Origin of the sequence: Metabacillus crassostreae, assembly GCF_016908395.1 — a bacterium.
In the GTDB taxonomy this organism is placed as follows: Bacteria; Bacillota; Bacilli; order Bacillales; family Bacillaceae; genus Metabacillus; species Metabacillus crassostreae.
This window is the reverse complement of the sequence record NZ_JAFBDU010000007.1, coordinates 1-20,514: the sequence shown is the minus strand read 5'-3', so window position 1 is coordinate 20,514 and position 20,514 is coordinate 1. Positions and strand designations below refer to the sequence as shown.

Annotated in this window: 17 protein-coding genes; 3 read left to right on the top strand and 14 right to left on the bottom strand. The window is 33.3% G+C overall.

The features are described 5' to 3' along the window. Positions 1–206: 206 nt before the first annotated feature. The 7 genes from JOC75_RS17805 to sppA all read right to left on the bottom strand — a co-directional run bounded on the left by JOC75_RS17805 (position 207) and on the right by sppA (position 7,197). Positions 207–1,394 carry an acetate kinase gene (locus tag JOC75_RS17805; protein WP_204955364.1) on the bottom strand — a complete coding sequence of 396 codons (1,188 nt, stop codon included), beginning with the start codon at positions 1,392–1,394 and terminating at the stop codon, positions 207–209. Positions 1,395–1,813: 419 nt separating this feature from the next. Beyond that, positions 1,814–2,803 carry a class I SAM-dependent methyltransferase gene (locus JOC75_RS17800; protein WP_204955363.1) on the bottom strand — a complete coding sequence of 330 codons (990 nt, stop codon included), beginning with the start codon at positions 2,801–2,803 and terminating at the stop codon, positions 1,814–1,816. Between the two features lie 251 nt (positions 2,804–3,054). Beyond that, positions 3,055–3,555 carry a thiol peroxidase gene (gene tpx / locus JOC75_RS17795; RefSeq protein ID WP_204955362.1) on the bottom strand — a complete coding sequence of 167 codons (501 nt, stop codon included), beginning with the start codon at positions 3,553–3,555 and terminating at the stop codon, positions 3,055–3,057. Between the two features lie 195 nt (positions 3,556–3,750). Next, the gene (ytfJ, locus tag JOC75_RS17790) at positions 3,751–4,236 is read right to left on the bottom strand and encodes a GerW family sporulation protein (RefSeq protein ID WP_204955361.1); all 486 of its coding nucleotides are present in this window, start codon (positions 4,234–4,236) and stop codon (positions 3,751–3,753) included. A 66-nt stretch (positions 4,237–4,302) separates the two neighbouring features. Continuing rightward, positions 4,303–4,992, bottom strand: a complete 690-nt coding sequence (locus JOC75_RS17785) for a DUF2953 domain-containing protein (protein WP_204955360.1) — start codon at positions 4,990–4,992, stop codon at positions 4,303–4,305. Between the two features lie 653 nt (positions 4,993–5,645). Further along, positions 5,646–6,176 carry an RDD family protein gene (locus JOC75_RS17780; protein ID WP_204955359.1) on the bottom strand — a complete coding sequence of 177 codons (531 nt, stop codon included), beginning with the start codon at positions 6,174–6,176 and terminating at the stop codon, positions 5,646–5,648. A gap of 13 nt (positions 6,177–6,189) precedes the next feature. Further along, positions 6,190–7,197 carry a signal peptide peptidase SppA gene (gene sppA / locus JOC75_RS17775; RefSeq protein ID WP_204955358.1) on the bottom strand — a complete coding sequence of 336 codons (1,008 nt, stop codon included), beginning with the start codon at positions 7,195–7,197 and terminating at the stop codon, positions 6,190–6,192. 315 nt (positions 7,198–7,512) lie between these two features. Here sppA and JOC75_RS17770 point away from each other — a divergent pair, with 315 nt between their 5' ends. Next, positions 7,513–8,316, top strand: coding sequence for an NAD kinase (locus JOC75_RS17770; RefSeq protein ID WP_338036610.1), 804 nt, complete (start codon positions 7,513–7,515; stop codon positions 8,314–8,316). 350 nt (positions 8,317–8,666) lie between these two features. Here JOC75_RS17770 and JOC75_RS17765 read toward each other — a convergent pair whose 3' ends face one another. The 6 genes from JOC75_RS17765 to ezrA all read right to left on the bottom strand — a co-directional run bounded on the left by JOC75_RS17765 (position 8,667) and on the right by ezrA (position 17,516). Then, complete coding sequence (locus tag JOC75_RS17765; RefSeq protein ID WP_204955356.1) at positions 8,667–10,256, bottom strand: amidohydrolase; 1,590 nt, start codon at positions 10,254–10,256, stop codon at positions 8,667–8,669. A gap of 352 nt (positions 10,257–10,608) precedes the next feature. Next, on the bottom strand, positions 10,609–12,192 hold the full coding sequence (gene mbcS, locus JOC75_RS17760; RefSeq protein ID WP_204955355.1) for an acyl-CoA synthetase MbcS: 1,584 nt from the start codon (positions 12,190–12,192) through the stop codon (positions 10,609–10,611). 363 nt (positions 12,193–12,555) lie between these two features. Beyond that, complete coding sequence (locus JOC75_RS17755) at positions 12,556–12,774, bottom strand: alpha/beta-type small acid-soluble spore protein (RefSeq protein ID WP_204955354.1); 219 nt, start codon at positions 12,772–12,774, stop codon at positions 12,556–12,558. Positions 12,775–12,984: 210 nt separating this feature from the next. Next, positions 12,985–14,184, bottom strand: a complete 1,200-nt coding sequence (gene thiI / locus JOC75_RS17750) for a tRNA uracil 4-sulfurtransferase ThiI (protein ID WP_204955353.1) — start codon at positions 14,182–14,184, stop codon at positions 12,985–12,987. Between the two features lie 4 nt (positions 14,185–14,188). Beyond that, the gene (locus tag JOC75_RS17745) at positions 14,189–15,331 is read right to left on the bottom strand and encodes a cysteine desulfurase family protein (RefSeq protein ID WP_204955352.1); all 1,143 of its coding nucleotides are present in this window, start codon (positions 15,329–15,331) and stop codon (positions 14,189–14,191) included. A gap of 469 nt (positions 15,332–15,800) precedes the next feature. Then, positions 15,801–17,516 carry a septation ring formation regulator EzrA gene (ezrA, locus tag JOC75_RS17740; protein WP_204955351.1) on the bottom strand — a complete coding sequence of 572 codons (1,716 nt, stop codon included), beginning with the start codon at positions 17,514–17,516 and terminating at the stop codon, positions 15,801–15,803. A 605-nt stretch (positions 17,517–18,121) separates the two neighbouring features. On the opposite strand from ezrA, the gene hisJ reads away from it, so the two are divergent. Next, entirely contained in the window at positions 18,122–18,922 is an 801-nt protein-coding gene (gene hisJ, locus JOC75_RS17735) for a histidinol-phosphatase HisJ (protein WP_204955350.1), read from the top strand. A gap of 177 nt (positions 18,923–19,099) precedes the next feature. On the opposite strand, the gene refZ is transcribed toward hisJ, so the two are convergent. Further along, complete coding sequence (gene refZ, locus JOC75_RS17730) at positions 19,100–19,738, bottom strand: forespore capture DNA-binding protein RefZ (protein ID WP_204955521.1); 639 nt, start codon at positions 19,736–19,738, stop codon at positions 19,100–19,102. A 125-nt stretch (positions 19,739–19,863) separates the two neighbouring features. Between refZ and JOC75_RS17725 the strand changes: the two genes are divergently transcribed. Next, positions 19,864–20,343, top strand: a complete 480-nt coding sequence (locus tag JOC75_RS17725) for a GAF domain-containing protein (protein WP_204955349.1) — start codon at positions 19,864–19,866, stop codon at positions 20,341–20,343. The last annotated feature ends 171 nt before the right edge of the window (positions 20,344–20,514 follow it).

The window sequence follows — 20,514 nt, the reverse complement described above, 5'->3', positions numbered from 1 at the left end:
GACATCTTTTTTCTTGGAAAGCTATGTTTTAACATTTAAATAGATCCACCAAAAACTTCAGAAAAGATCCTTTATTTATCATAACATAAAAAGACAGTCGTTTTGTTCACGACTGTCTTTTTATGTTTATTGTTTATTCTGTTCGGTTAATAGGTCAATTTATTACTCAACTGGCCTAAATAATTTTTTTATAGATAAGACCCTATTTATTTCGCTAGACGAACAACATCTCTTGCAATCATAACTTCTTCATTGGTAGGAATAACTAAAACCTTAACAGGTGAATGCGGATAGCTAATATATGCTTCTTCACCACGAACCTTATTTAGAGCAGGATCCCAATATATTCCCATAAACTCTAATCCGTTTAACACACGTGCACGTATCTCAGTACTGTTTTCTCCAATTCCAGCTGTGAAGATAATTGCATCAACACCTGACATTCTTGCTGCATAAGATCCAATATATTTATGAATACGACTTGCGAATACTTCAAGAGCTGTTTTTGCTCGTTCATTTCCTTCTGATGTTGCTTGTTCGATATCACGAAGATCACTAGAAAGCCCTGATATACCTAGGATTCCACTCTTTTTATTTAAAATATCTAATACTTCATCAGCCGATTTTCCTGTTTTCTCCATAATAAAAGGTAAAAGCGCAGGATCAATATTTCCAGATCTTGTCCCCATAGCAACTCCAGCAAGTGGTGTAAAGCCCATTGAGGTATCAATTGATTTTCCGCCTTCAATTGCAGCAATACTTGCTCCGTTTCCTAAATGACAAGAAATGAGACGAAGATGTTCTACAGGTCTTCCAAGAATTTCTGCTGCTCTTTCAGAAACATATTTATGTGATGTACCATGAAAACCATACTTACGAATTCCATAATCCTCATAATATTCATAAGGTAAGCTATATAAAAATGATTGCTCAGGCATAGTCTGATGGAAAGCTGTATCAAATACTGCTACTGCATCAACATTTGGTAGTACTTCTTTAAAGGCTTTAATTCCAACAATGTTTGCTGGGTTATGAAGTGGTGCCAGATCAGATAACTCTTCAATCTTACTTAATGTATCGTCAGTAATTATAGCCGAGTCGTTAAAGATTTCTCCTCCATGAACTACACGGTGACCAATACCTTCAATTTCATCTAGTGATTTGATAATTCCTAAATCAGTTAGCTTTGATAAGAGAATTTTTACCGCTACTGCATGATCAGGAATATCTGTTACTTCTGTTTGCTTTTCACCATTGACTGAAATGCTAAACACTGAATCATTTATACCTATTCTTTCAACTAAACCTTTTGTTAAAACTGTTTCACTAGGCATCTCAAATAGTTGAAATTTTAGTGATGAACTACCTGCATTGATTGCTATAACCTTAGCCATTTTGTTTCGCTCCTTTTTATTTCAAATCACCTTTATAGGCATTAATAATGTATATATGTAATACAATTAATCGACACAAAACTATTAGCAATAAACTAGCTCTTTAGATGTGTTTTTCTTTACTTCCTTAGTCTTTGCAAAAAACTTCTGATTATTATCTGCCTTTTCCATTTAAACACTGACATTTCGACATTTCAAGAACTTGATGAAATTGCAATCGGTTACAGGTAAAATTCTTATAATTCTAATAATTCTTTCAAAATGTAGCGGGGTGAAATAAGGCTTTGCTTCTACAATGAGTGCGTTTACAGACATTTTCATCAAATTAATAGGATACAGTAACAAAGTTTACAAAAAAAATCCATTTAATAAGAAAGTTCAATAAAAAAGAGAGCTAAACTGATCAGCTCTCCTTTTTCCTACTTATTTTCTTTAAACCAATCATCCATTTTTTTCATAATTGAGTTCATTGCCTCTTTATTTGAAAACCTCGGTAATTCTGCAAGCAAAGCCTGTTTTGGAGCGATACTTGTTTCACCTTTTTTCTGAAGGATGAGAATACTTTTCCCATGTTTCTCATCTTTAAATAAAGAGACAGGTAGCTTAATAAACCCTTGAATGATAGCTGTATCTCTTAAATATTTATTAAGTTTTGGAGCTTCCTTTGTTTCAAAAAGAGAGTTAGGAACAATAAAAAATAAATAGCCATCTTCTTTCGTATGAGTTAAGCTTTGTTCAATAAAAAGATGATGTGAATATGAATATCCTTCATCTGCTTTAAGCTCATATTTTGCAGCTTCCATATCATTCGGATAATACCCAACAGGCAGGTCACAAACAACCATATCGACAGGGTCAATTAACAAACGTTCTAAGCTATCTTGATTGAATAAGCTAATTGGATGTTCTTGAAGATTTGCATTTATATAAGCGAGCTTAATTAAAAGATCATCAACATCTACTCCATAGCTTTCTATACTCTCCAAAGAAAGATAGTTTAATATTGCCGTTAATAAATTTCCTGTTCCCACTGCTGGATCTAATATAGTAACATTCTTTTGTTTACCCAAAAACTTACTAACCAAATAACCTAAAAATAACCCAATTGTATCAGGAGTCATTTGATGATTAGGATGTGCTCCTTCCTTCAACCCTTTCAAGATAGCTAGTTGATAAGCTTTACGTAGCTCTTCTTTATCATATGAATCGATTTGAATTGTCTCATATTTTCTCTTTAAGCTTTTTTCAGTAACTTCACTAAGATTTTCTTGAAGAATAGAATTGTGGAAAATATTTTCACCTGTTTCAGCTACTGCTTCTATATACGTGATTTGAGCTTCATTTGAAATTAATTCTGCTGTTTCATTTATTACAGTAAATAAATTCTCTATCTTTGAAAGTGTTTGCATGCTTTTACTCCTCCTAGCTCTTTACCTCTTCTAATTCTAGACATAGTTCTTAGTATAGTCAAAGGAAAACAACATTAGTGGAATTAGGTCATAATATGACAAAAATTCTCTTGAATCTCTGCTCATATTTAGGCTTACTAGGAACTCAATAAACTAATTACAAGTCAACTGAAGAATTTAAAACATAAAAAAACTGCCCTGAGGACAGTTTTCATATCATTCGTTTTTTACAGTGCAATTTACAATAAATATTATTTTGCGGCTTTAGCAGCTTCGATTGCTGCTTCATAGTTTGGATGATTTGTTGCTTCACTAACATATTCTACATATGTAACTTTATCATTTGCGTCAACAACAAATACAGCACGTGCTAATAAACGCAATTCTTGAATAAGGACACCATATGATTCTCCAAATGAAGCATCACGATGATCAGACAACGTTTTCACATTCTCAAGACCATTTGAAGCACACCATCTTTTTTGTGCAAACGGTAAATCCATGCTAACTGTTAAAACCTCTGTATTATCTATTGTTGAAGCATCTTCGTTAAAACGGCGAGTTTGTGCATCACAAACTCCTGTATCAATTGATGGAACCACAGAAATGATACGAATTTTGCCTTTAGTATCTGCTAATGTTACAGGAGATAAATCGTTTGCTAAAACAGTAAAGTTTGGTGCTTGATCGCCAACACTAACTTCATTTCCAAGTAATGTAACAGGGTTATTTTTAAAAGTGATTGAAGCCATACTAAAATCCTCCCTATAAATAAAAATTATGTACAGTGTAAATATAGCCCAGCTAATCAGAATTATCAATTATTATGTATTTCAATCACTATTAGTTTTTGGTGCTTTGTACTGCTAAATAAAATTTAGCTATTAAAAATTTCGCAAACATGCAAAAGGTTCAACGCTAATAGAAACGCTGAACCTTTTAAGAACTTAAATATCTAGATCTTGCTTTTGACCTGACTTAAAATCTACATCCTCAGCTGGGTCTTCTTTACCGTTGCTGTTGTTGTTACCACTGCTATTGCTTCCTTTATTCTTTTTAAAAAGGCTTTGAATTTTCTCCACCGTTTGTGGTGCAGCCTCAAGAATTTTTTCATATAAATGTGTATTTTCATCTAAATGAAGCATTTTTACACCATTTGAAGAAACGATAAGAAACGCTATTGGCGTGATAGAAACTCCTCCACCACTACCTCCACCAAATGGTAGCTTCGGGGATTTATCTCCCTCTTCTGCACCAGTTGAATTAAATTCGCTACCTCCTGCTGCAAAACCAAATCCAACCTTTGAAACAGTTAAGATGACACTACCATCTGGTGTTTCAACAGGATCACCAACGATTGTGTTAACATCAATCATTTGCTTTAGGTTCTCCATGGCTGTTTTCATTAAACCTTGAATTGGGTGATCACTCATATATGTAGCCTCCTTTAACAATTTAAAAAACCGGTCATTTCCCACTGATACTGTAATCCTTAATCACTAGTTAGCAAAAAAAGAAAAAGGTTTACTTTTTAAATCTGGACGTCCACCTTTCCAGTATTTTAGGAATTGTATACCTGCCAACATAGCTTGCCCGATTCGAAACTGAAAAATACATTGAAGTTTTGTCCTTGAGCAAATTTGATTAAATTCTGGTGTTATCGTTACGATTGGAGTTGTTTTAAGCTTCATATATTCTCCTACAATCCCAATGACAACACCTTTTATTGACCAAGCAACACCTGTTATTAATCCTGTATGAGCAGCATCACCTATCCCAATTTGAGAATGCCAGATAAATTGTTTCACTTTGATTTTTCTTAAAAAACGTTGAACGATTTTATGTAAACCTACAACATGCTGTACGATTTCTTTTATGTCATGTAGTGCTTTGACCTCTTCTTCTGGGGTGATCTTTTCTTTACCTTTTGAAACCTTACTAGCGGTATCTTCATCTCCAATTTTTTGTTCCTGTTTGATGATTATATTTGCTTGGTCATCGATTTTCACAAAAGGAATCTTTATCGTATACCTTAATAAACCAAACCACGCTTTGATTTTAATTTTGATATGATCATTATCTCCAACATGTATTAAATCAAGAATGATTGTTAATCTCGTAAAAATAATGAGGAAAAATAGTAATAATAATAGCAGTAAAATACCAATAATCCAGTACAGTCTTATCACACCCTTTCAATTTTTCATTATCACCTTCTTATAAATAAAATAAACCTACTAAATAGATAGTAGGCACGAAAACTTCTTAGGGATTTTTGTAGCAATATGAATGACTATTTCTGGTGAATTTTAAGCAAGGTTCTTTTCGCAAAATTTGTTGCTTATAATTACCGGAAGAAATCAGCATCGTATTAAGTCTTTTCATCATAAAATAGTAGCCTCTATGCGAAAAACACACTGTTTCTACTACAAATTTGGGATACTTAGCAATAATCTTTCAAAAAAGTGTCTTAATAACAAAAAGAGGATGGGACATAAGTATTTAAGCTAATGAAAAACCCGAATTATTAGGTGATATGTCAATTAAACATTCACCTAATAGTTCGGGTTTTTATTTTTGCTTTCATAAATGGATTTTTTGATTTTGCATACTTATTCTAAGAACTAGTGGAATGGAGCGGAAGACAATCGACTCCTACGGGAATTGAGGAAAGGCTGAGACCCCGCATGCTTGCCGAGGAGGCTCAGCTTCCTCCCCGTGGAATGCGAGTGTCTGCAACGCAATGGAACGAACTTGTTTCTTTCAGGTTTACTGAATTTAGATTTATTCGTCTTTTTGAATGATTTCTTTAATTATGTCCCAGCCTCTTCTTAAATAAGAATTAAGATACAGATTTTAATGATTTTTGTTTATAGAGTTTTTCATGAATAACTTGAGTATCTGCAAATAGATCATGCAGACCTTGTTTGTTTGGGGTAAAAGCAACAATGATATATCCGACCCAAATTAATTTGGAAATATATCTTCCAATCAACTCTCTGAAAATAATTGTTCCCCATGTTATTCTTTCTTCTTTTAAAGATACAACCTTTAAGCCAAAAATAATCTTTCCCAAAGTTTGATTTTTAAACTTTGTCATTAACACAAAATAAGCAAAAAATGTTATGGCTGTTGTTATGGCTATTGGTGAAAAAATGAATGTCTTTTTTGTGCTTATATCTAACAGTTCAAACAATGGATAAATCACGATTCGGTTTACACTACCAATTACTAAGAGGTCAACAAGATATGCCCAAAAACGGATCCAAAAGCCTGCAAGTAAATGGCTATAATCCAAAACAGTACTTTTGTCTACAGTTTCAGAGCTATAGTATGCTTCCTCTTTTTCTGAACCTTCAAATGTAGCATCCATTATATTTCCCCCCTTATTCAGAATACAGATACATAAGTCTTGGAGAATTAGGCTGAGCTATAAACTGATATAAGTTTGAAAGCTCTATATCATCTTTAAACATTTTCGAAGCTCCCATAGACAGGAAGCTATCTAAACCTAAAGAAGTTCCATATTCAATTACCTGAGCATCTTCAATTTTTAAGTCTTTTTTCATAGCAAGAATTGTATCATCTAAATATCCTAACTCGTCTATCAAGTTATTTTCTTTTGCCTGTCTTCCATCATATATACGACCATCTGCCACTTTTCGTACCTCTTCTTCAGTAAGAGGGCGACCTTCAGTAATGACATTGACAAAACCTTTGTACGCATTGTCTACCATTGTCTGAAGAATATCTCTTTCCTCTTCAGTCATATCTCGTGTTGGAGAAAAAATATCTTTATATGGTCCACTTTTAATTGTTTCAAATTTCACTCCATACTTTTCTGCAAGCTCACCATAATTAACAGATTGCATAATAACACCTAGAGATCCTGTTAATGTATCTGGTGCAGCATAGATTTTATCTGCTGCAGTTGCGATATAATAACCACCAGATGCAGCAGTTGTCCCCATTGAGATGTACACAGGCTTTTTACTTTTTTCTTTTAATTCTGTTAGCTTTTTATGTATTTCTGCACTTTCTACAACACCACCACCAGGTGAATTTACTCGCACAATTACACCCTTTACATTCTTGTCTTTTCCAGCTGCCTCAACCATATCTAAAAAGGTTTGGTGTTGATATCCTGCTGTACTAAAAAAAGAAGCAACATCCTCACCAGTATCCTGAATAACTCCATTTACATTTAAGACGAGTATTTTGCTAGTTGAGGTACCTTCTTCTATAACCTCCTCAGCAAAATCATTATTTGTCGCAGCAAATGCTTCACTAAACATATTACTTTGTTTTAAAAATAACATTGATGAGCTAATAATAATCGAAATAACAAATAAGCCTGCCGCTATTCCTAATGCTCCCCACCGTTTACCATTCATCTCTTACTTCCTCCTTTACTATCTTGAATCGTGCTTATTACCACTAGCTAAACCTACTTCGTCTACTAGCTGCTCTTTTCTGCTTTAACTTCCTTATAGATTCGACATGTGATTTCATAATGTGTACATGTTATGAATATAAAGATTAACTTAAGCAAATACTAATAAATTGGAAAAGAGCAATTATCTTTTAGTTTCAAATTTATTGCTTCTTAGAACATTTAAATATCTAAAAGTGGTAAACTAAACAACATAAAGTATTGTAACACCTTTAAGGAAAAATGTGGAGATTTTACATAATCATAAGGAGGAATCATTATGCCAGATCGACGAAATATATATTTTTTCTATAAAAAGGAGGACAGCCTCTTAGAAAAAATCAACTCATTAATTCAATTTGCAAAGGATAATGAATTTACGATTGTTGATGATGTGAATACAGCAAATATTGTTGTGAGTATTGGTGGAGATGGGGCGTTTTTACAAGCTGTTCGAAAAACAAATTTCAGAACAGACTGTTTATATGCTGGTGTTTCTGTTGATGACACTTTAAGCCTATACTGTGACTTCCACATTGACGAACAAGAAAAAATGATTCATGCAATGAATGAATCTCAAATTGAAGTTAGACGGTATCCTGTGCTAGAGGTTAAAATTGATGACTTAGCAACATTTAAATGTTTAAATGAATGTTCAATTAGATCAAGTATTATTAAAACTTTTGCTATTGATGTCTTCATTGATGATCTTCATTTTGAAACATTTAGAGGAGATGGAATGTTAATTGCTACTCCAACAGGAAGTACTGGATACAATAAATCAGTTAATGGTGCTGTTGTTGACCCAATGCTTCCTTGCATACAGGTTAGTGAATTGGCATCCTTAAATAATAACCTATATCGTACACTAGGTTCTTCATTCATTTTAAGTGAAAAGAGAAAACTAACATTAAAGATTGTTCAAGACGGAAATGATTATCCTGTAATCGGAATGGACAATGAGGCTCTAAGTGTTCGAAATGTATTGAAATTAGAATATAGCTTAAGTGATCAACCAATCAAAACCGTTAAACTTAAAGATAATTCTTTCTGGGAAAAGGTAAAAAGATCATTTCTATAAGAAATAAAACATACTAATGTAATTAAAGAAGTCAATAAGACGAATAAATTCAAATTCAGTTAAACTGTATGAAACAAGTTCGTTCCATTGCGCTGCAGACACTCGCTTTCCACGGGGAGGAAGCTAAGCCTCCTCAGCTACGCCTGCGGGGTCTTAGCCTTTCCTCTATTCCCGTAGGAGTCGAGTGTCTTCCGCTCCATTCCACTAGTTCTTAAAAATAGTATGCAAAATCAAAAAACTATTGAAGACGGCAAATAAAAACCCGAATTATTAGGCCAATGATTAATTGAAATATCACCTAATAATTCGGGTTTATCATTAGCTTAAATACTTATGTCCCAGCCTCTCTATTAAGCTCTATGTTGATACATAATCTCATTGTCTACAACGGTCATCATAACTTTTGCTTGTAATAAAGTATCAGGCTCTTGCTTGAATATATCTTGATCATAAACTGTAAAATCTGCTACAAATCCTTTTTTGATCATCCCTCTATCATGTTGGTGGTGAATCGCATATGCACTTCCCTTTGTAAACAATTCAACTGCCTGGTATATTGATAGCTTTTGTTCTGGGAAATAGCTTGTCCCCGTATTGTCGTAAATACTCTCTCTTGTAACAGCTGCATGAATACCTAGTAACGGATCAATTGGTTCTATTGGTGCATCAGATCCACCAGCACAGTGAATACCCTCTTCTACTAATGTCTTCCATGCATAACAAGATTTCATATGATCTTCACCGATTCTATCAATTACCCATGGAAAATCACTTGCCACAAATCGTGGCTGTATATCAAGTATGATCGGTAATTTTTTTGCTCTTTCAATCAAATCTTTTCTCAATATTTGAGCATGAATTAACCTATCGTGTTGACCATCTTGCGGTGGATCAGCTTCTATCGCATCAAGGATCATTTCAAAGGCTAAATCACCGATTACATGCACTGCTACCTCCATTTTATAGCTTCTAGCTTTTTTAACTAATAAAGCAAGCTCGTTTTCTGTATGTATAGCCACACCAGTTGTTGATGGATCATCATGATAAGGAAAACTTAAAAGAGCAGTTCTTCCTCCTAATGCACCATCAGCAAATATTTTCATCGCACCGAATTCTCCAAACTCCCCTAAATCTCTTTCTTTCTGCTGAAATTCATCAACAATAAGGTGATGAACTAGTAAGTGAGTACGAAATTTTAAGCCTTTTGATAAAACTTCATCAAAAGCATGCAAAGTTTTATCTAATCCACCGTAATAGGAAAGATCTTCTGTATGTGCTCCAACTAACCCTTTTTTATAGCAATCTTTTATAGATGTTTCAAGAGCAAGAACAAGATCCTCTTTTGTAGAAGTTGGTGCAACCTCAAACACAAGCTCTTGAGCCTGATCTAATAAATATCCTGTTGGAGTATTTGTTGCATCTCTCACAATGACTCCACCAGGAGGATCTTGTGTTTCACTTGATATATTTGCAAGCTCTAATGCTTTTGTATTAACAATAATTGCATGTCTGCATATTCTTTTTAGCATTACCGGGTGATTCGGTGATATTTCATCTAATTCATTTCGATGTATGATTTTTCGATCCTCTAATTGATTCTCATTCCATCCCTCTCCAATTATCCAGCTACCAGGATTAAGATGAAGAGTTCTATCCTTTATTGTTTGTATAATTTCATCTGGATTTGTTGTTTTAGAGAAATCTAACCTAACAAGTTTTTCTCCATGTCCAATTAAATGCAGGTGGCTATCAACTAAACCAGGAATCATTGTTTTACCATATAAGTCTATGTATTCAGAGATCTCTTCCTTATATTGGTTAACAAGATCACTATACTTTCCGGTCTCAATAATTCTTCCTTCTTTTGAAAAAATAGCCTCAACTTTGCAATCCTCGTATTCTAATGTATAAATATTTCCGCCATACCATAAAGTTCCCAAAATGTTTTCCCTCCGTCATGCAATTTCTTACTAATTTAATTCCTCAATATGAAGGAATTAAATCACCAATAATATTGTTATTTGAAACATTACCAGAAATCTATGTATTTTGGAAATATGGTAATCAAATTTAGCTTTAGAAGTTTCAATGCAAATTTGCTACAAGCGGTTGAAGGAAGCAAAAGCGCGAGACTTCTGTTGCGATCAGTAAGAGAGGGTGGGGAATCCATTAAAATACCGAACGTTGTTAGCTTATATCAATTTTTCAAGGCCAACAACATCTTCAAATCGTTTGAATCATAGACACACATAAAAAAGCCAGGAAAAGTCTCCTGGCTTTTTTAAGTTTTTGTTAAGCTTGTTTTAGTTGGAGCTCACGTTGCCTCAACTCTATTCGTCGAATTTTACCTGATGTTGTTTTCGGTAATTCTTCGATAAATTCTATTTCACGAGGATACTTATAAGGAGCTGTTAATTCTTTTACATGATTTTGTAAGCTGGTAATTAATTTATTATCTATAGTTAATGATTGATCTCTTAAAACAACATAAGCTTTAACTATATTTCCTCTAATTTCATCAGGACTTGCTACAACAGCACATTCTTTAATATATGGATGCTTCACTAGAGCATCTTCAACTTCAAATGGTCCAATTGTATAGCCAGAGCTGATGATGATATCATCCATTCTTCCTTCAAACCAAAAATATCCGTCCTCATCCATTCTCGCGCGATCTCCAGTAATATAATAATCGCCTCTATATTGCATTAGCGTTCTTTCGGTGTCTTTATAATATTCTTTAAATAGCGCAGGTGTATCTTTATGAACGGCAATATCCCCCACTTCATTTACTTCACAAGGTTCTCCGTTATCATTTATTATAATCACATCGTTACCAGGTGTTGGCTTCCCCATTGATCCAGGCTTGATTGTCATACCTTTCATAACACCTACTAACAGTGTATTCTCTGTTTGACCGTAGCCGTCACGTACACTTACTTTGAATTGTTTCTGGAAGGTATCAATAACCTCGCGATTTAATGGTTCACCAGCTGATACAGCACTATGTAATGAGGTGAGTGAATATTTATCAAGATCTTCAACCTTAGACATTAAGCGATACTCTGTAGGTGTACAACATAATACATTAACTTGATATTCATCTAAAAGCTGTAAATACTTATTCGGATCAAACTTCCCTTGATAGATGAGGCCTGTTGCACCACAGCCTAATACAGATAAGAAGGGACTCCAAATCCACTTTTGCCAACCAGGACCTGCTGTTGCCCAAACTGTATCTTCTTCATTAATACTTAACCAATTTTTTGCTGCTGTTCTTAAATGAGCATAAGCCCAACCATGTGTATGTACCACACCCTTTGGATTTCCAGTTGTACCAGAAGTATAAGATAAAAAAGCCATACTTGTAGACAATGTATCGGCAATATCCATTTTATTACTTTCTCTACTACTTAATTGTTCAAGTGATATCCACTCATTATTATTACCATTGATTACAAATTTCTTTAAATCATTAAATTCTCTAATTTCTTTAAACTCATCTATATACAATACATGACTAATAATGGCTTTAACATCACCATGTGTTACTCGATATTGTAAATCTTTTGTTTTCAACATTTCAGAGCTAGGAATAACTACTAGTCCTGCCTTTAGGGCTGCTAAATAGACAGCATAAGCATCTATCATTCGAGGAATGACCACTAAAACAGTATCTCCAGTAGTTAGGCCTTGGTTAATTAAAGCGTTTCCAATTTTATTCACTTTTTCAATTAAGGAATAATATGTAATTTCACTTTTGTCACCATCTTCATTTTCAAATTTAAGAGCAATTTTTGATGGCTCTGCAGCATACTTTTCAATCTCTTCTACAAGATTATATTTCGAAGGTGCAAGCAATTCTTCTTTAACCATTATTTCCCCTCCCTAATGTTTGTACAATAATAGTATACATAATTATTATAATTTTTAAAATATTACTAATGACATTTTAGAATGGATTTTGTATAGTTTATTTTCGGGTAATAAAGGTTATGTTAAAAAATTATTTATCTTTCTCTTATTTAGTTGTTGACTAAATTCTTTTACATTTGAAATCGTTTTAGTAAAAGGGTCAATGATAGTTGCTGGAATTTGTCGAATGATGGATTATTCGTGAAAGTTGATGAATTCCTGAAAAAACTGCTTAAGGTAAAAGTTTGCGAAGCACCAAGTAGTAAAGAAGAATCAAAAAAGGCAGGAGATAAACTCCCACCTTAGTAGCCATTATCTATTCAATTATTGTTGTTGAAAAGAACCGCTCATTTGTTGTTGAGCAAAAGAAACTAGACGCTTAGTGATTTCACCACCAACAGAACCGTTTGCGCGTGAAGTAGTTTCTGGTCCTAAGTTAACACCAAATTCAGAAGCAATTTCGTATTTCATTTGATCGATTGCTTGTTGTGCACCAGGTACAACAAGTTGGTTTGAGCTGTTTGATCCGCTGTTTTGTGCCATGTGTATCACCTCCTTGTGAGTATAGAATGTGTTAATACACATGGCTTCATTCATAATATTTATTGGTAATTTCTTCTCTGCTTTTATTTACTTGGCGATGTTAAACATTGTTGTTGATTTCCATTACAGAAAACTAATGCTTTTCACTTCAATCAACAAAAGTTCTAATAATCAACATTAAGCCTTAACACAGTCGCAATTTACTAAAAATTAAAATAAACTATTCATTTCTTCTTCTTGAATTTTTGTAATCAAAATTGTCTCGATGTTATCCACAGCTTCTGATATTAGCTCATCAAAGTCGACAAAGCTCTCAAATCTTGAAACCTTTTCTAATTTTGGCATCGTTTTAGGACTTGCTGGAGTGAAGATTGTGCAACAATCTTCATAAGGACGAATAGAAATATCATGAGTATTTATTTCTTTAGCAATCTCGATTATTTCTAACTTATCCATCGTAATTAATGGTCTTAAGATCGGTGTATTTGTCACAGCATTAATAGCAATCATACTTTCTAATGTTTGACTTGCAACTTGCCCAAGACTTTCACCTGTAATTAATGCTAAAGCCTGTTGTTTTTCTCTCAGCTGATCAGCAATTTTCAACATCATTCTTCGTGTAGATGTCATCGTATAATTTTCCGGTACCTGTGCTTGAATTTTCTCCTGAATAGTTGTAAAAGGAACAATATGAAGCTTTATTTTTCCACCATAAGAAGTTAACTCTTTAGCTAAGTCAATCACCTTTTGTTTAGCACGATCACTTGTATACGGTGGGCTAAAGAAGTGAATAATCTCAAGCTCCACACCTCTTTTTAAGGTTAGATAACCTGCTACAGGGCTATCTATTCCACCAGATAATAAAAGCAACCCTTTTCCTCCAGAGCCTACTGGTAACCCACCAGCACCTTGATAATCGAAGCAGGTAATATATGTTGCTTCACTTCTCACTTCAACTCGAAGGTTAATAACAGGCTTCTTCACATCAACGCTTAAGTTTTCCGTATTTATAAGAACATGACTGCCGATTTGATAATTTAATGTATTTGTATCTAATGGAAACTGCTTATCAGCTCGTTTTGTTGTTACCTTAAATGTATCGTTTGGTTTGTAAAGACTATTAATTGCATTTAAAGCTGTATCTTTTATAGCTGATATTTCGCTTTCACACTTAATAGCTAAACTAAAAGATTGAATTCCAAAAACTAGCTTTAATTTTTCAATAATTTCTTCATGATTTTCATCATTTAAAAGGATATAAATTCGATCTCTTGTGCCTTGATAATTTAAATTAGGAAAATCTATTAAGACTTCACGTATATTTCGTTTTAAACGATCGATAAATTTCCTGCGATTTCTTCCTTTTGTAGAAATTTCGCCGAAACGTATTAATATATGATCAAATTTCATTTTTCTACCTCATAACTTTTGTTAATTTACTTATTCCATTTTTAAGTGTAGTAATAAACGGTCCTACTATTTCTTCATTATGATCAAGTGATAAACTTACACGAATTGCACTTTTGGCTACTTCTTCTTTTTTCTTCATTTCTAACAAGGTGTGGCTTATGGTCTTTCTTCTAGATGAACACGCTGAAGTAGTAGATAAATAAATACCATGCTCACCAAAATAATGAATTAATACTTCTGCTTTTAAGTTGGGAACTGAAAAGTTCAATATATGTGGTGCTGCAAAAACTGGGGTATTAATGACAACACCACTAATGTCCATTAATTCACTTCTTAGCTTATCTTGTGTCTCTTTCACGATCTTCAATTGCTTTTCTGCTTTCTCTGTTGTAAGTCTAAGTGCTTTGGCTAAAGCGACATTCCCCGCAAGGCTTTCAGTTCCAGATCTCATTTCTAGCTCCTGAGAGCCACCTGTAAAAAGGGGAAGCAACTGTACTCCTGTTTTTATAAATAATGCTCCCGTTCCATTAAGTCCGTGAAATTTGTGTCCTGAAATGGTGCATAAGTCTATATGTGCATCATTGATATTTAAGGGTACCTTTGTCACACCTTGAACATGATCCACATGGAATAATGTATTTTTGAATTGTTTTATAAGTTGTCCCATCTCAGCTATTGGCTGAATTGTTCCGACTTCATTGTTAACATGCATAATGGAGACAAGAATTGTGTCATTTCGTAAATTCTTTTTTAAGTCGTTGCATGATACAGTTCCACTTTCATCAACAGCTAAATAAGTCACTTCAAAGCCATGAATTTTCTCAAGCTGCTTAAAAGACTCTAATACTGATGGGTGTTCAATAACTGAAGTGATCAAATGTTTCCCTTTATGTTGATTGGCAAATGCTGCGCCTTTTATGGCTAAATTATTTCCTTCTGTTCCTCCAGAAGTAAAAATTATTTCATTCGGTAATACTCCTAATAAGTTTGCTACTTGTTTTCTTGATTGATTGAGTAATCCTTCTGCTTCACTACCTAATTTATGTATCGAAGATGGATTAGCAAAGTATTCTTCAGTGACCTTAATAAAGGTAGCAAGTACATCTTCATATGGCTTTGTTGTTGCACTGTTATCTAAATACAGCATCCTTCTTCTTCCCCCAAGCAAGAAACCTCATAAATTATGATCCAAATCTTTTCCTCTTAAGGGAAAAATTCAGAAGTAATCATATCATAACAACTTCTACAACAAAAGAGCAAGCACCTTAAAAACTGCCACAGCAAGAAAGACGGTTTAGATATGGTGACTCCCTTTGCCTTATTTAACCCCGCTTATGAACAAGGAAAAACTTGCAATTCTTTATCTTCGCCCTACGAAATAAGGTCTGACTTACCTCTCGATGGCTGGTTAGGTATATGACTTTTCACAAAAAGTCCTATAGCTATACTAAGCGAAAGCAAGTTCGCTAATTTGATCTATTGTAGACGATCTAAAAAACTCTTATAAACGCCAAAAAACAAGGATAACAAGATAAAATGGTGATTTAAAAAACAAGATTTCTCTAGTTTCAAAACTACAACCAGTTTATAGTGTCATCCTTGAATTTGAATAATTCTTAAGCTTTGCGATTTTTTGGTTTATTATATTGTTCTTCATAAAGTTCCTGAACTTTATGAAAGGAGCCTGGCTCCACTTGCTCTAGCGCTGCGACAGCTTCATCTAATGCTTTACTATAGTCATAGTCCCTAAATAAATCCTCAGCTTCTCTAAACCTTGATGCTAGCTCTTGGTTTCTACTTCGATATCTATTACCATATTGTATAACCTGCTCTATTAATAGAACTTGTTCAATTAATTCATCAGCAAATTCCTTTAGTGATTCAACAGACTGTACAGCTTCGTCTAGAAATTGAATGACAACAGTCATATTTAAAGGAATCTCATCTAACTTATTTGTAACCTTCAGTACATCTTTTCTAGCTTTATCAATCAATTCCCCAAATTCAATAGGCAAACCTGGTATGTTACTTTGTTGAACAGATCGACTCGTATCTAATAGCATTCGTTTTAATTCATTAAGTCTTTCTCTTGCTTGAAGCTCATCTTTTCTCAGTGTTTGAAGCATTTCTCTGTATGCATTATGATCAGCAAAAAGTTGAGCAATTTGTGTTTCAATTTCCATAAGTTCTTCTTTAATGATTGAATGTGCCACATGATCACTTTGTAGATTTTGCTGAATATGCACAAACTTCTTTTCAATTTGAGAAATCTGCTTTTCAATAACTTTTTGTTTCTCAAGCTCAGTTTCAGATAATTGATAACTTTGTTTCACTTGGTCCGTTTCTAGTAAAGTAGCTGTTTTTTGCTCTGAAAGCTTTTCTAATTGTTGATCTATTTTGTTTTTAGATTGTTTCACAAATTGACTTGCTTCCACTTCTTTTTCTAGTAGATCATATAATTGGTCTATTGATTCTTGAAGTAATTGAAGACCTTCTTGAATATCCTCTGTTTCAGTATCTTCAATTTTTTGGCTAATCAAAGAAAGCTTTTCTCTAACTTTTCTTATTTCTTCGTCTACTTGAAGATGTTCTAAATAATAACCAGTTGCGATCATTTCCTTATATCCATCTTCTAGCTCATGTAGTAAATTTGGAATTGTTGTATGACATTCAGTCAACAGCTTAGGAATTTCATCTATTTTGACTTGAAGTGTATCAACATTTTTCATTGTATTCTTTAGAAGATCTCTCGCTACTAAATAATTACCCTGTTCTGTTTCAATATCAAATTGCTTTAACGCACTCGTTATCTCTTCAAGCGTATCCTCCAATTTACTATGAGATTTCCCGAATTGGTGGCTGTGTGCTAACAATGTCTTTTTTATTTTTTTCGTTTGTTCTTTTACTTCTTCACTTTCAACTGAGTTTTCTTCCTCACTTGAAACCAACTCATTAATTTCTACGATAATCTTATCAATATTATCGTCTACAGTTCTTAACACCTCATCAATATGTTCAAGAACACTTTGTGATTTCTTAAAGCGATATTTATCAGCGTAATCCTCAGCATCGAATAGAAGTTCTTCAACTTCTGGTAGTTGAGAAGTGATAATCTCATCCCATTCATCTCTCCACTGCTCAAACAACTCTTCTGCCTGTCCGATCATTTTCAATTCTTTTACTTTTGATAACTCGTCTATAATCGATCGATTCATAATTTCAATTTTCCGTGCCTCTAACCGATCTACTTCTTTATATATCTTTCTTCTTAATACATATCCAGTACCAAATAAAATACATATTAGAAGGACTAGTCCAATGATAACTTCCATAATGAGCCCCCTCGTTGTTACACAAAATCGTCATGACAGGGATGATTGAAACTCCCCAAAGATGAAAGGTTTCACATGATCATGCTGATAAGCGTTTATATCAAATTATTTTTATTAATTAATAGAATTTTATTAAACTTTATTGTTGAAGTCCGTTACATGCTAAGCTAAATTACTTCATTTATTTAAATACATAGTAAAGTCCTAAAACAGAACACACTTTATATAAGAGTTTATAATGTTTTTTCAATGTTTTTATGATACCATGTAAACGACATTTTTTGACCAGAAATTTTTATTTTTTTACATTATTTGTCCTATTTTGTTGTAAATGTGATTTTGCAAGCAAAATTCACTCAAAAAAAATAAAAAAGCAAAGGAAATAATTGATAAAAGTGTAAGGTCGAGGAAAGTCCTTAGCCCCAACTGCAAAGTAACAAAAGCCTAATTTATCCTCTCAAGAAACCTGTGTCTGAGGAGTAATGTAACATATCATTATAATGAAATATCTCAAGTTCTTTATATACTATTTTCATTAAGTTTCTAAATACTACAGCTATAGATGAATAGCAAAATAAAATGGTAACGAAGAGAGGGAAAGAAGTATGTTGAAAATAGATGGACATGTTCATTCACCATATTGTCCACACGGGACTACAGATTTATTAGAAGAATATGTTGAAAAAGCAATTATAGAAGGCTTTCAAAGCTTAAGCTTTACAGAGCATGCTCCACTTCCAATTGGTTTTACTGATCCTACACCTATGAAGGATAGTGCAATGAAGCTAGAGGATTTAGAGGAATATATTGAAAAAGTTCAAATAGTAAAAAATAAATATCATAATAAAATAGCAATCAACCTTGGTCTAGAGGTAGATTATATTAAAGATTTTGAAAATGAAACAACAAAGTTTCTAAATAAGTATGGAAAATATTTAGATGATAGTATTCTCTCTGTTCATTTCTTAAATATAAAGAACTCCTACTATTGCCTAGACTTTGATGAAAATACTTTTGGAGAAATGGTTCAGCTTTCCGGGTCATTACAAAAACTTCACCAATTATATTATGATGAAGTTTTACATTCAGTTAATAGTTATTTAGGTACTTATAAACCAAATAGGATTGGTCATCTAACATTAGTAAATAAATTTCAAAAGTTATATCCAATAACATTTTCTATGGAAAAAACGATTTTACATATTCTACAGGCAATTAAGGATCAAGGTATGGAGATTGATTATAATGTAGCGGGTTTAAGAAAAGAATTCTGTGGAGAAGCTTATCCTGGACCAACAATTATCCAATTGGCGAAAAAACAAAAAATCCCTTTAATATACGGTTCTGATGCCCATTGTGCAAGGGATGTTGGGAAGAATTATTCTTATTTTTATTCATTGACATAATTCTTTTCTTAAAGCTATTCTTGGTAAACTATGCTATTTTTAGGAATCATGATAGAAACAACTCTGTACAAAGTATTGGCATCTTTTCATCTACAAATCGCACCTGACTAAAAGGAACAATCTTTCTGAACAGAGCCTTTCTTAAGTACTGCTTATTCCAAGTTTATTCGTTTCAAACTAACGAATAACTGCTATTTTTTCATCTCTTGAATAGCTTTCAATCAGCAATGAATTTAACCATATTTTAAGCTCTTTATAGTATTGATGAACAAAATAAGCTTCGTGTGACTGAATATGCAGCACTTCACTCATGTATTGTGGCTGTAGGTATGGCGTATGCAAAAGACTTCGAAGTTGAATGATCAAATGTGGAATAAAGGCCTTGCGGTAATAACCTTCTTTAATTCCTTGTTCAAATAAAGACTTAATATAGTACTTCTCTTTTGTTAAATATGTTGTCATAACCTCACGTATTAAGATCGAATCAACCGTCACTTCACGATAAACTAATCTTGAAAGTTGACGATTTTCATGTTGATAATTTAATATATCTAGAATAATCTTACTTAATACTGCGTGGACATTACTATATTGGAGAAGAGAATAATTATCTTCTATTAGTTTAATATATCCTTCATAGTAATAAGAAACAAGAAATTCTAGTAAGCCACCTTTTCCTTTAAAATAGTAAGATATATGTGCAACATTTACATCTGCTTTACTGGCGATTTCTCTAACTGACGTACCAGTAAAACCCTTTGAATTAAAAAGTTCAATCGCAGCAGTAAGAATTTTCTGTCTTGTATCTTTTAACACTTTTTGAGCCATCACACTCACCTCCTTATGTAATAATTCAATTCGAATTTGGAGAATCCTTTATCATTCGCTCGACAATGTTTGATGAGGTTTTGTAACTAAATAGCTGAAAGTAGGTAATATTCATGTTTCATGTCGAAAAATACAATGGTAATAAGCAAGATCAATATCAATTATTACTTAATCAACTCAAAGCACTACTAGATGGTGAAGAAGATCAGATCGCAAATCTATCTAATGCTTCTGCATTATTAAATCAATTTCTAGATAACATAAATTGGGTAGGCTTTTATCTGATGAAGGAAGATCAACTAGTTCTAGGACCATTCCAGGGCTTACCTGCTTGTGTTCGTATTCCAGTTGGCAGAGGTGTATGTGGTACAGCTGCAGCTAATTTAAAAACTGAACGTGTAGCAGATGTGCATGAGTTTCCAGGACATATCGCATGTGATGCAGCATCAAATTCAGAGATTGTCGTTCCACTCGTTAAAGAAGGTAAATTAGTTGGGGTTTTAGATATCGATAGCCCTATTAAAAATAGATTCGACGAGGAAGACCAAATATTTTTAGAAGAATTTGTAAATGTATTGATTCAATATATCTAAATTTTGTAACATATGTTCATTTCAGTTAAAGGCATCAATCTTTAAGAACAGCAAAAAAGGATGACAAATTGTCATCCTTTCAGACTGTAGACAAACTAGCGAAAATCTAGTTTGTTTACAGTCTTTTTTTCATTTAAAATAATAGTAATAATAATTCTGAGGTGATTTTTG